Annotated in this window: 14 protein-coding genes and 1 pseudogene; 4 read left to right on the top strand and 11 right to left on the bottom strand. The window is 68.7% G+C overall.

Features of this window, described 5'->3' with window-relative positions; all coding sequences use genetic code 11:
- Positions 1-182: 182 nt before the first annotated feature.
- Complete coding sequence (locus MTP10_RS03740) at positions 183-851, bottom strand: macro domain-containing protein (RefSeq protein WP_310707560.1); 669 nt, start codon at positions 849-851, stop codon at positions 183-185.
- A 174-nt stretch (positions 852-1,025) separates the two neighbouring features.
- Here MTP10_RS03740 and MTP10_RS03735 point away from each other — a divergent pair, with 174 nt between their 5' ends.
- On the top strand, positions 1,026-2,651 hold the full coding sequence (locus tag MTP10_RS03735) for an ADP-ribosyltransferase domain-containing protein (RefSeq protein WP_310707559.1): 1,626 nt from the start codon (positions 1,026-1,028) through the stop codon (positions 2,649-2,651).
- A gap of 47 nt (positions 2,652-2,698) precedes the next feature.
- Here the strand turns inward: MTP10_RS03735 and MTP10_RS03730 are convergent, their stop codons facing one another.
- Positions 2,699-3,649: an alpha/beta fold hydrolase gene (locus MTP10_RS03730; protein ID WP_310707557.1), complete on the bottom strand. Its 951-nt coding sequence runs from the start codon at positions 3,647-3,649 to the stop codon at positions 2,699-2,701.
- A gap of 64 nt (positions 3,650-3,713) precedes the next feature.
- On the bottom strand, positions 3,714-4,358 hold the full coding sequence (locus tag MTP10_RS03725) for a hypothetical protein (RefSeq protein WP_310707556.1): 645 nt from the start codon (positions 4,356-4,358) through the stop codon (positions 3,714-3,716).
- Positions 4,359-4,603: 245 nt separating this feature from the next.
- Between MTP10_RS03725 and MTP10_RS03720 the strand changes: the two genes are divergently transcribed.
- Positions 4,604-5,242: a hypothetical protein gene (locus MTP10_RS03720; RefSeq protein ID WP_310707555.1), complete on the top strand. Its 639-nt coding sequence runs from the start codon at positions 4,604-4,606 to the stop codon at positions 5,240-5,242.
- Here MTP10_RS03720 and MTP10_RS03715 read toward each other — a convergent pair.
- Positions 5,236-6,009: a helix-turn-helix domain-containing protein gene (locus MTP10_RS03715; protein ID WP_310708152.1), complete on the bottom strand. Its 774-nt coding sequence runs from the start codon at positions 6,007-6,009 to the stop codon at positions 5,236-5,238. The genes MTP10_RS03720 and MTP10_RS03715 overlap by 7 nt on opposite strands.
- Before the next feature lie 256 nt (positions 6,010-6,265).
- Here MTP10_RS03715 and MTP10_RS03710 point away from each other — a divergent pair, with 256 nt between their 5' ends.
- A complete protein-coding gene (locus MTP10_RS03710) occupies positions 6,266-6,931 on the top strand; it encodes a DUF4097 family beta strand repeat-containing protein (protein ID WP_310708151.1) in 666 nt (221 codons plus the stop codon).
- A gap of 449 nt (positions 6,932-7,380) precedes the next feature.
- Here the strand turns inward: MTP10_RS03710 and MTP10_RS03705 are convergent, their stop codons facing one another.
- Positions 7,381-7,875: a hypothetical protein gene (locus tag MTP10_RS03705; protein WP_310707554.1), complete on the bottom strand. Its 495-nt coding sequence runs from the start codon at positions 7,873-7,875 to the stop codon at positions 7,381-7,383.
- Between the two features lie 36 nt (positions 7,876-7,911).
- On the opposite strand from MTP10_RS03705, the gene MTP10_RS03700 reads away from it, so the two are divergent.
- Positions 7,912-8,094: a hypothetical protein gene (locus tag MTP10_RS03700; RefSeq protein ID WP_310707552.1), complete on the top strand. Its 183-nt coding sequence runs from the start codon at positions 7,912-7,914 to the stop codon at positions 8,092-8,094.
- 1 nt (position 8,095) lies between these two features.
- On the opposite strand, the gene MTP10_RS03695 is transcribed toward MTP10_RS03700, so the two are convergent.
- The 6 genes and pseudogenes from MTP10_RS03695 to MTP10_RS03670 form a co-directional block, all read right to left on the bottom strand.
- Positions 8,096-8,596, bottom strand: a complete 501-nt coding sequence (locus MTP10_RS03695; protein WP_310707551.1) for a MarR family transcriptional regulator — start codon at positions 8,594-8,596, stop codon at positions 8,096-8,098.
- Positions 8,583-9,500: an N-acyl homoserine lactonase family protein gene (locus tag MTP10_RS03690; RefSeq protein WP_310707549.1), complete on the bottom strand. Its 918-nt coding sequence runs from the start codon at positions 9,498-9,500 to the stop codon at positions 8,583-8,585. The genes MTP10_RS03695 and MTP10_RS03690 overlap by 14 nt, the downstream gene beginning before the upstream one ends.
- 214 nt (positions 9,501-9,714) lie before the next feature.
- Positions 9,715-9,852, bottom strand: a complete 138-nt coding sequence (locus MTP10_RS03685) for a hypothetical protein (RefSeq protein ID WP_310707548.1) — start codon at positions 9,850-9,852, stop codon at positions 9,715-9,717.
- 117 nt (positions 9,853-9,969) lie between these two features.
- Positions 9,970-10,575, bottom strand: a complete 606-nt coding sequence (locus MTP10_RS03680; RefSeq protein WP_310707546.1) for a hypothetical protein — start codon at positions 10,573-10,575, stop codon at positions 9,970-9,972.
- Between the two features lie 119 nt (positions 10,576-10,694).
- The gene (locus tag MTP10_RS03675; protein ID WP_310707545.1) at positions 10,695-11,210 is read right to left on the bottom strand and encodes a hypothetical protein; all 516 of its coding nucleotides are present in this window, start codon (positions 11,208-11,210) and stop codon (positions 10,695-10,697) included.
- Between the two features lie 82 nt (positions 11,211-11,292).
- A pseudogene (locus MTP10_RS03670) lies at positions 11,293-11,398 on the bottom strand (IS5/IS1182 family transposase); the annotation flags it as partial.

The raw sequence follows: 11,398 nt of genomic DNA, 5'->3' as shown, positions 1-11,398 counted from the left end.
CGTTCGACGGGCACGGAATGGCGGGGTGGGAGGTTCCGGTGGGGCGGTCATGCGGCGGGTGTCCCTTCGACGGCGTACACCCTTACTCCGCCGAAGCCCGCATTCGGATTCACGGACGGGGCCGTGCCGAGGGGGCCGCGCCTCAGGACGGCCGGGCGGTCGGACCGCTCGGCCGCACAGCGTCAGCCGCGGGATCGGGGCGGCTCGATCCGCACCCGCTCCTCCTCGGGGCGGCTCTCGATGTCGTCGAGCTGCTCGCGGATCGTCTTCCGCAGGTCGTCGAAGTCCTGGAAGGAATAGTCGTTGAACAGGGTGTAGCCCGTCCACATCAGGTTGGCGCACACCCTCGCCGGCACCCGGCCCGTCGCCGCGCCCATGCCGACCAGCGCCACCGACGCGATGCTGCCCGGCTCCTTCTCGTTCTGCATGTGGATGGCCTGGAACGCGGCGGCGCACGCCAGAGCCACGTTCAGCGTCTCACTCACGTCCTGCGACGACTGCTCCATGGTCGGCGTCGAGATCAGGAACTTGGGGTTGACCGCCCCCGACGGCACGCAGACGGCGCTGCCGACCGGCAGGGACCCCCCGAACCGGTCGCGGATCGCCCGCTGAACGCGCAGCTGGATCCCCGCCCCGAGATATTTCTTGATGACCGCGTCGACCCCGCCGTCCATCCGCCCGCGGGAGTTCGTCGGGCTGACCCAGGCGTCGACGCGCTGGTCGAGGATCGATGCCTGGAGGATCTCGATCTCAGGGGTGTCGGCGAAGGCCGAGCGCCACGTCTCCACCACCTCCGCGTTGACGTCCGCCAGCACTACTTCGAGCGGCGGCTTCATGGGCTGGACGGTCATGGCTCACTCCGGTCGCGGGGGAAGGATGTCTGCGGCACCTGCGAAGATATCGCCCCTCGGAGGCGAACGAGATCTTGCCGGACGATCTCGCATACGGGATCTTCACCCGGCACAATTCCCCCCACCTCGACCATCCGTGCCGCCGCCGGCACGCCCGCCCAGCCAGGAGCCCCCATGCGCGACACCGACGCCTCCGCCCAGCCGACCCCGCCCGGCCCGGATGACCCGCTGGCCCTCGCCGAGCTGTTCAAGGGCGGCGGCGAGCCGTGGCTGCCGCTCCTGAAGCCGGTCATCGAGGCGCGGCCGGCCGCGGCCACGTTCATCGGCCCGGGCCGCAGCCCGAACGTCGTACCCGTCCGCGAGCTGACCTTCCAGGCGCTCAAGCCCAACCCGCCGCACAAGTGGAAGGTCGTCGTCTTCGGCCAGAACCCGTATCCGCGGGCGGAGAGCGCCACCGGCATCGCCATGTTCGACAACACCTTCCACGACTGGGCCGACAGCCAGTTCGGCAAGGTCATCACCATCCGCTGCATCATCAAGGCGGCGGCGATGTGGAAGCACGGCATCCCCAAGAAGACGCCGATCGCCGACATCCGTGCCCTCCTGAAGAAGCACGACACCGTGCAGCCGCCCGAGTGGTTCCAGGCGATGCTCACGCAGGGCGTGCTGCTGCTGAACGCCGCGCTCACCGCCAGCGGCGACGGGGCGATGGGCACCGACCAGCACACCGCGTTCTGGCGACCGGTCGTCGAGAAGCTGGTCGAGGAGATCCTCAAGGCCAAGCAGAACGCCGACGAGGAGGACAGGGGGGTGGTGTTCGCGTGGTGGGGAGTCCATGCCCGCAGCCTGAAGGCGGTCGTCCTCCGGCTCCAGCAGAAGTACCCCGAGGTGGACGTCCGGCACATCGACCACCCCAACCCCGCGGCACAGGGCGACATCTTCTGCGACGGCGACCACTTCGCCGCGGTGAACACGGCGCTCAGGGAGCTCGGCACCGGCGAGATCGACTGGCTGCCCAGCAAGGGCTGGAACACGCTCACGGCGCGGGCCGGCGGGGCGGACGCGGACACGGCCGACCGGATGGGGGCGTTCATCACCTCCACGATGGAGCTGCACAAGCTCTACCTGGAACGGCTCGCCGGGGTCAAGGACGAGGGGCTGGTCCTGCCCGCGATCACCGGCGTGTTCGACACCCCGCTCATGGACTTCCGCGAGGCCATCACCCCGGCGGCCGAGCTGCTGCCGGGCCTCGACTGGCACGTGGAGCAGTCGCACCGGTTCGGCGAGAAGCAGGCGGGGGAAGCGGAGGCCGGCCTGTCCGCCGACGAGGTCGCGGCCCTGTACCTCTACACCTGCGAGTCGGCGTTCTACCGGCAGATCAACGCGACCCTGCGCAACCCCGACCGCACCCAGGTCGTCCCCTATCTCCCGTATCTACGGCTGCTGTTCTCGGCCGTCTCGCGTCTGCCCGCCCGCAAGGAGCCGCTGTGGCGCGGGGTGTCGCTCGACCTGCGGGCGCAGTACCCGCTCGGCCGGACCGTGACGTGGTGGGGCGTGTCCTCGTGCACGTCGAAGCTGAGCGTGGCACAGGCGTTCCTCGGCCGCCGTGGCAAGCGGACGCTGTTCGAGGTGCTTCCGGCGCGGGCCGTGGGCATCCGCAGCTTCTCCGCCTTCACCGGCGAGGAGGAGTTCATCCTCGCCCCCGGCACGCAGCTCAAGGTGACCGAGGTGAAGACCGAGCGCGGCGGCCTCTACACGGTGAAGCTGGCCGAGCTGGCCGAGCAGGGCCTGGTGGCGTGACGGCCAGGGCGTGGCGGACGGCTCGGGTGAGCTCGCGGAGATGTCCTTCATGTCCGCCCGCCTCGGTGCCGCGCGGAGTCGGTGCCCGGCTCCGCGGGCGCGTGATCGAGCAGGTGCCGGCGCAGGAATGACAGCTCGACGTCCACGGCCCGCTCGTGCATCTCCATGAACGGCGCGTAGTGCCGGCCGGGCATGCGGGCCAGCTCGGCGAGCGGCGCTCGCCGAGCCGCCTCGATGGCGGGTCCCGGGGGAGCGGTCTGATCCTGGTCGCAGGTGAGGACGAGCAGCGGGCACCGTACGCGGGGCGTGTCGCGGCCGGGCTGGTAGAACGCGAGGCGGAGCGCGGAGCGGGCCGCGACCCGCTGCTCCCAGTGCGTGTGCCTGTTGTCGGGATCGAGCGCCTTGGGGCCGTCCCCGACGTCCGGTGTCGTGAGCATCGCGACGGCGCCCGGCTCGCCGGCGAGCGGCACCAGCAAGGGCGGGCGGCCGGCGAGCGCGCCGAGGGCGTCGGCGATGCCCCGGCCGGTGAAGCGCAGCATCCCGAGGGGCTTCTGGAAGCTCGACACGCTGCGCATGGCGGCCGGGCCGCCGACGTTCGGGGTCTGGGCGATCACCGCGGCGAGCCGCGGGTTGCGCGCCGCGACGCGGATGACGTGACCGCCGGACGCGGAGAAGCCCCACAGGGCGAGCCTGGCCGGATCGACCCCCGGCAGGGTCGCGGCGAACGCGATCGCGGCATCCCAGTCGGCCAGCTGGCTCCTGACGGGGAGGACGAGGCGCGAGCGGCCACCGCTCTCGCCGAGACCCCGGTAGTCGAAGGCGAGGACGCTGAAGCCGGCCTCGTGGAATCGCCGCGCGAACAGGTCGGTGGCCGGCTCCTTGGGCACCGCGAAGCCGCCGGCCATGATCACGCAGGCGCCGTTGGTCCCCGGATAGTGCCAGGCGGCGCACTCGGTGTCGCCGCTGGCGAAGCGCACCTTGGCACGCTTCGCAGGCATGTGTTCCATGCGGTAAGTGAACCATGTGGTTCGCATCGTGTCCATGCCCGACGCCGCGCCGGCGCTACTCGCCGGCGGCCTCCTCGCGTTCCAACGCCCGGACCAGGGCCGCGAACCCCGCGGCGATCCCCTCGGAGTCCCCGCTGGTCCGCCACTCCACCAGGAACCCCCGGAGCGCTCCCAGGACCATCTCGGCGACCTCGAACTTGCGCCGGTCCGACCAGCCCGCCGGGCAGAGCGACACCAACGACGGCAGATAGAGCCGCGACGCCTCCCGCCCGAGCCACGCGTAGCGGCCGGGGTCGTACATCGCCAGACCGATGGCCTGGTCGAGCACCCGCAGGCCGGGATCGTCCCCGCCGATCATGGGCCACATGGCGCGCACCCGATCCGCCAGCGTCCGGCCTCCTACGGTGGCGGCGGCCATCGCGTTGACGGTCCGCTTCTCGCGCAGCGCGAGTATCGCCTGCTTGAGCAGGTCGTCGGCGCCGTCGAAGTGGTAGAGCAGCACCTTGTGCGTGGTGCCGGCCGCCCGCGCGGCACGCCGCAGCGAGAAGTCCACGAGCCCGTTGACCGCGATGTCGTCAGTGATCCGATCGAGCAGTTCCCGACGCCTGGCCTCGCCACGCGGCGACCCTGCCGATCGCCGGTAGCCTGCCCGTCCCGATGAGCCGTCGTCGGCGGAGGTGTTCATAGCGAAAGCTTCCACGATCAGGGACCCTCGTGCGCGAACCGGCGGCGGCGGTGGTGGCCCTTTTCGCTCCAAGATCGGTCGATACGGCGCGGAAGGAGAAACTGTATCTACCTCGGCCCAGGTTATGTGATTCTAAGCCCCGGGTATTTCTAGCCGCGGCCGGAATGGCCGGGAATTCATGAGCATGTCACTTTTCCTTGTCGGCATGGTCCCACTCCTGGAGTTCCTCCTCGTCGTCGAACCATCCGAAAGGACCGGTCATGGAAAAACTGATGCAGCGGCGCGGCGAAGTGCTCGCGCGAGTGCACGAACTCCGGGGATCACAGGTCAAGCCGCAGGACAACGGGGAGAAGCTCGACCGGGATCTGGCCGCCCTCCACCCGACGCTTCCGCTCAAATGGCTGACCTCCTCCCTGTTCGCCACCGGCACGGCCTTCGTCGGCTTCCTGTACAACACCGGGTTCAGCTGCTACGTGTCCGCGGACGGCGACGACAAGTGGCTCTTCGCGGCCAAGAGCACCACGGACGGGGCCGTGCGCTGGACGCTGTACAAGGACTCCGTCGGCAACCTCGTGATCAACGCGACGATCGGCGGGGCCACCTTCTTCTTCAACTGGCGGAACACGACGGGGGCCTGCAAACTGTACGACAGTTACGACAAGATGACCGCGCAGACCTGGGTGCAGAGCGGCGTCTTCGACGGTGACACGTTCCAGATGCAGAATGCCGACAACAAGCAGCTCATCGGGGCCTGGTCCAATTCCGACAACGAGCTGTACAACAGAACGAACATCGTCCGCCGCGAGTTCGGATTCCAGTTCTTCGACAAAGAGGCGTTCTCCGCGGACGACAAGCTGATCTACAGCGCGTTCATGAAGGAAAACGGCAGTATTCACTGAGGCGATGCTGCGGCCGTCGGGACGGCTGTCTCCTCGGCGGCGCCGTCCGAAACCGCTTCGGTGCTGGTGTAGAGGATTTCGCGGGCCTGTTCGGCGGCACGGATGAGGCTCTCGCCGACGAAGTCGAGGTAGCGGGCGACGCTCTCCAGGCGGGTGGCGGCCGGGGTGCCGCGGCCGAGGACGCCGACGCCCTGCCGGGCGAGGTCGACGACCTGCGCGAGCGATCGGCCGCTGGCGATCGTCGACTGGTGCCAGAGGTCGTCGTCGACGACATAGCGTTCGCGCCGGCGCTCGTCGCGTTCGCGGCGGACGAGGTCCTGGCTCTCCAGGTAGGTGATCGCCTTGGAGATGGAGGCCGGGCTGACCTGGAGGCGCTGGACGAGTTCGGCGGCGGTGAGGCTGCCCGTGTCGGTGGTGTAGAGGCAGGCCAGCACCCGGGCCATCATCTTGGGCGTGCCCCCTTGCATGAGGACGGTGGTCCACATCTCCTCGTACTCGCGTACGGCCTCGGCGTCGCGTCCGTACGGCTGCGGGGGCGCCTGCGGCCCTCGGGGGGCGGCCTGCCGGCGCCGCTGGGTGCGCTGCTGGGTGGCGCGGTGGGCCAACTCGGCGCGGTAACCGGTGGGGCCGCCGTTCCGCGACACCTCACGCGTGATCGTGGAGGTGGGACGGTCGAGGCGGCGGGCGATCTCGGCGTAGGCCAGGCCGTCGGCCAGCCCCACCGCGATCTGCTGGCGCTCCTGCTGGGTGAGCCTGCCTCCCGGCATCCCGTCCTCCTTCATGCCCCATGGGTGCTCCATGGCGCTGCTCGGCGTTCCCCGACACTTGAAGCATAGCGTTCAGCTTCAACACATTGCAATGATCAGACGGCTGTCATTGCGTTAACCGCGATGACCGTTGCAACAATTTTGTCATGTCTACCTGCAGTTGTGTCGATTCTTCGCAACATGGGTGTTGCAGAGCTTTGGAATGCAACGTAGCGTTTGCGACGTCAGAAACAGCATGGCGCACAAGGAGCACATGATGCAGAAGTTCGACACCTCCGCCCCGATCACCGCCGTCCTGGACATCCCCGCGGGGCGCGTCCAGTTCATCGCCGCCGACCGGGCCGACACCACCGTCGAGGTCCGCCCCGCGGACGCCTCGAAGAGCCGCGACGTGAAGGCGGCGGAGCAGGCCACGGTCGAATACGCCGACGGTGTCCTGCGGATCGAGACCGCCGCGGAGAAGAACCAGTACTTCGGCCCCTCCGGAGCCGTCGAGGTGACGGTCCAGCTGCCCGCCGGTTCGCGGGTCGAGGCCAAGGCGGCCAGCACCGAGCTCCGCGGCGTCGGCCGCCTCGGCGACGTCACCTTCGAAGGCGCGTACCGTCAGATCAAGATCGACGAGGCCGCGAGCCTCAACCTCACCGCAGTCGACGGAGACGTCGAGGTCGGCCGGCTGACCGGCCCCGCGGAGATCACCACCGCACGCGGCGACATCCGGATCGCCGAGGCCGTGAGCGGCAAGGTCGTGCTCCACACCCAGTCCGGCGACATCTCGATCGCCGCCGCCCCCGGCGTCTCGGCCTCCCTGGACGCCGGCACCAGCCACGGCCGCATCACCAACGCCCTCAAGAACGACGGCACGACCGAGCTCGACATCCACGCCACCACCTCGAACGGCGACATCACCGCCCGCAGCCTGTGACCCGCAACCCCCGAAGGGGGACGTGGACCGCGTCCGGAGGAAAGGGCAGCGTCCCCTTTCCTCCGGGAGAAGCGGGTGGTCAGCGGGTACGTCATGGGGGCGGGAATCCTTGTGGCGGATCCTGCCCCTGGTGAGCTGGAGCGGGACGTCGGCGTCGCCAGGTGAGTGGCGTGGCTGTCGCGCAGCGGAGGTCCCGCCGGCCGCCGTCCTGCTGAACCTCCCAAGAGTGCGAGCGGCCGTCCCGTCCCGCTCGCCGTACCCCGCCGGCACGGAGGCGTCGGCGATCCCCATCCGTCGGTGGTCATCCATGTCCGCGGAATGCGTTCGTGGTTCGCGCGTGCCGAACGCGTGGGCGGGTGGAGCGTGCCGCCCACTGAGCCCCCGGTAAGTTCAGGAGCAACTTCGGGTCTCCCCGCACCTGGGGACTGAAGATCGATGTCGCTTGTAGGTCAGCGGGGCCCGCCGTACAAGGACACCCGTTCGTCCTTGTCGTGGTCGATCTCCTCGGTCAGAAACACGTCGCTTCGCCACGGCTCATGGGCGATGTTGACGGTCCATTGCTCGTAGTACCACGCGGTGCTGTAGCCGCTGAAACGGAAATTGGCCTGGTAACGGGCATGCTCGCCGGGCTGAAGCAGGAACACCAGACCAGGGAAGCGGTTGGTCGGATATGCGGCCCACACAGGGGTCCGCACTACTTCAACCGCTGCTCCGGACAGCTTGAATCGCAGCCCCTTGAGCTGCGCCGGAAGGGTGTGGTCGCCGATGACAGCGGTCGGCGTATATCCAGTCCGCTCCTCGGCAAGCAGATCATGGACGACGAGTGGAGCGTCGGGCATTGGCGGCAGCTCGAACGTTGAGGGGATCTCACGTCGCCGCGTGGCCTCCGCGGCGCCACGCACGTGCTTGGTCCACCGGACCACGATCCGCTGCACGATCACCACGCTGTACCCCTGCCTCTCTTCAGCATCCACCCGTGGGTGTCCGACGTGGCCGCGCAGTACCGCCTGACCGCCAACTCCTTCATCGCCGACGGCGGCTACTTCGTGCTGACCGAGGGCATCGACCGGGTGGATAAGGTACGCGACATCGATGCCTTCGAGTCCTCGACGGGCCCCATAGCCCGCTGCCGGTCCCGAGGCTGGGCCGCGTCACCCGCGTGAACTAGCCTTGCACGTCTCTTTGTGCGCGGTCATGGGCGGGCTCCTTCTCGACGGCGATTCGGCGAGCGAGTGCCTGCCCCGCCGGCAGGTCGGCGACGAACGCCCGGAGGAATCCGGTGATCTGATCGACGTCGCGCCCTTCGGCCGCGGCGTCGATGGATCGGTAGAGATCGTGCTCGATGTCGGTGATCTGCCCGGCCAGGCGCATACCCTCCTCGGTGAGGGACAGCTCGATGTGGCGGCGGTCGTGTGCCGACACCTTACGGTCGACGAGGCCCACCGTGGCGAGCCGGTCGACCAGGCGGCTGGGGCTGTTGCCGCTCTCGCAGACCAGCAGCTCGCCGAGCCCGGAGAGGGTGAGGGGCCGGTGGTCGGCCAGGATGCGGAGGACCTCGGCCTGGGAGGGCGTGATCCCGAGCGGCTTGAGCGCCTGGCCGAGCAGCCGGTTGCCCTCCCGCTGCGCGGCCAGGATCAGGTAGCGGAGTTCTTCAGCGGCTCGCATGTGCGACCGCCTGCCGCCTCCCGGCGAGAGCCGTGGTCACGGGCGCCAGCCGGGCGGCCGCTCCCGGATCGTGGGCCGGCAGGATCACCAGGCCCGGGTTGTGCTCCCGCAGCGAGTTGATCGCCTTGGTGGTGTCGGCCAGTTGCCGCCTTTCGCCCACTCCCGGCGTGTGGCCCTCCTGCAGCAGATGGGCGTCGTACGTCAGGTCGCCGACCATCAGCAGCGGCGGGTGCCCGGGGCCGCGGACCAGGAGCGACAGTGACCCGGGAGTGTGGCCGGGGGTGGGCAGCAGCACGAGGCTGCCGTCGCCGAACAGGTCGTGGCCGGTCGTGAAGGGCGCGAGCCCGGGATCCTGGACGTCGCCGAACTCGATGCGCCGCCAGCGCAGCCCAGGCAGGTCGATGTGGGAGCGCAGCAGCCCCCGCAGCTCCGGCAGGGCTCCGTCGAGCGTCTGCCACTCCTTGCCGCTGACCACGATCTCGGCGCCGGTCAGCTCCCGCAGCCCGCCGATGTGGTCCTGATGCAGGTGGGAGATCACCACCGTGTGTACGTCCGCTATGTCGTAACCGCCGGCGGCCAGCCGGGCGGTGAGGGTGTCGGCCGGGCCGATGTCGAAACGGGCCAGCCGGTCGTACATCACGCCCGTGATGCCACCGGGGAAGTAGCCGGGGTCGGTCACCGACGCCCGGTCCTGGCCGGCGTCGAAGAGCACCAGCCCGTCCTCATGCTCGATCACGTAGACGTTGATCGGCAGGGGAGGGGTCCACCGGCGCGAGGTGAACAGCCACCAGTACATCGGCTTGCGGGTGGCGGCCACGTGCTCCGGGTGGATCGCCACCGTCCCGGTGCTGACCACCGAGACGTGCTTGATCGGACTCATCATGTTGGCCATCTCGTCTCTCATGGGCATTACATTACACGACATGTATGTCGTGTCAAATATCTATGAGTGGCCCTGGTGGCGGTACTTGCCAGGGGCGATGCCGTACTGGCGCTTGAAGACGTTGGTCCACCCGGAGGTGATGTAGCCGACGTGGGTGGCCACCTCGCTGAACGGGGCGTCGGATGCGCGCAGGAGGCCGGCCGCCAGGTCAGGTAGGTCAGTGGCGGCCGGCCGGTCAGCGTGGTGAAACGGCGGGAACCTCGTTGCCCAGCAGGTCGACGGCCGCGCGCGGCTCGGGGTGGCGGCCGAGCCTGGCCGTCAGGTGGATCATCTCGGGCAGGTCGCGGAGCAGTGACCGTCGGCGGGACACCATAGGAGGCGATCGCTCGGATCCTCGTTCCGATCAGTTCAACCCGACCGTGCGGCCTCGCTGGCCAAGATCGGACGCTCCGAACGGTGCGGTCTTGCGACTAGAACGCTCCAGCCCCTCTCAGCGCAGGTGCATCGGTCGTCTCCAGGGGTCCCAATCCATGGTGACGAGTCCGCCATAACGCTTGGCCAGTCTGCGGCGTAGGTCTTGGCTGAACGCGTTCGTTTCGACGACGACCCGGTTGAGCTCAGGTTCGATGTGCATCCCCGAGACCTCAGGTTCGTCGATCGGCCTGCCGTGTTCTCTGTCCTCCGTCAAGGTGGTCAGCGCCGTTTGGCTGTTCCGCACCGGTCGGACCTGGGGCACGATCCGGTACGGAAGGGGTTTCCCGTATGCCGTGTCCACTCCTGAGATCGGCGGGGAAGCCAGCTGTTGTCCTCGGGGTGTGGCGTAGGGGGCGACGAGCCGGTATGGCGCGTACAGGAGGTAGGGCGGGGCGAGATCGTGCGGGTAGCTCTCGGCCCGCCGCTGAGCGGCTTGTACGGCCTGATGGAAAGGCCCTATGCCCACGTCCGACCGGGGCGCCGGCGACCCCAGTGCGTAGTACACCTCCACCGCGTCATCTGCCGCTGGTTGCACGATCACTCGCCATCCACCTGGCAGGCACACAGGCACCGCCGTTACAGCGTAGACAGCGAACAGCGCCAAGCCGGCCTTCAGTCGCATGCGGGAAGAGCGCAAGGCACAAGCCCGCCCATGATCAGTTGCGCCGCCTTCTGTGAGGTGGAGCCGAAGCGCATCAGACTCCTGACAGGGGCACGCAGCGGGTACGGCCGCCAGGCACCTCAAAAGGCGACCCAGCAGTAGAGCAGCTGATCGTCTTCTCTCGCCCGCCGTGCGAGACCGACAAGCTCCTTGGTGAGCGACAGCATGTAACCGTCGTCATCGTCGGTGAAGCGGGAGAACTCCTCGATGGCTGCCCACTGCTCCGCCAGCATCGGCAGGCGGGCGTCGTCCACGCCGGCGAGCATGTCGCGAGCCTCAGCCGACAGCTCCATGATGCAGGACCCTTCCAGGTACGGGGAGTCTTCTGGCAGGGCATCCCACTCCTCGTCGCTGCGTGGCGCACCCTCCGGAGGTGGATACAGCACGACCACCTCGACCAGCCGCACGGAATAGTCGACCTGGCCGGCGAACGCGACGAGCTGGCCCAGGACCACTCCGGGGTCGATCCATTTGGTCACCACCACATCGAACTCCGGCAGTCCACACGAGGCATCGGCGGTCTCGCGGGGATGCTCAGGTTGAACGATCGCCGCGGCACGGTCCGCGGCACGGTAGTACTCGAAGAAGACGCCCACGTAATCGCTCCGGTCCCGGGTCCATGGCGAGATGACCGCCTGTTGGCACGTGGCGGACACGCTAGGGCCTGTTTTGTGGATCTCATAAGAGCCATAGCAGCAGGCAGGCGATGGTGACACCTGCCTGGTAGTGAACGGCGAGCTTGTCGTAGCGGGTGGCGATGCCTCTGAACTGTTTGAGCCGGTTG

This window comes from Nonomuraea sp. 3-1Str, assembly GCF_031570565.1.
In the GTDB taxonomy this organism is placed as follows: domain Bacteria; phylum Actinomycetota; class Actinomycetes; order Streptosporangiales; family Streptosporangiaceae; genus Nonomuraea.
This window is presented reverse-complemented; position numbering and strand designations above follow the sequence as displayed.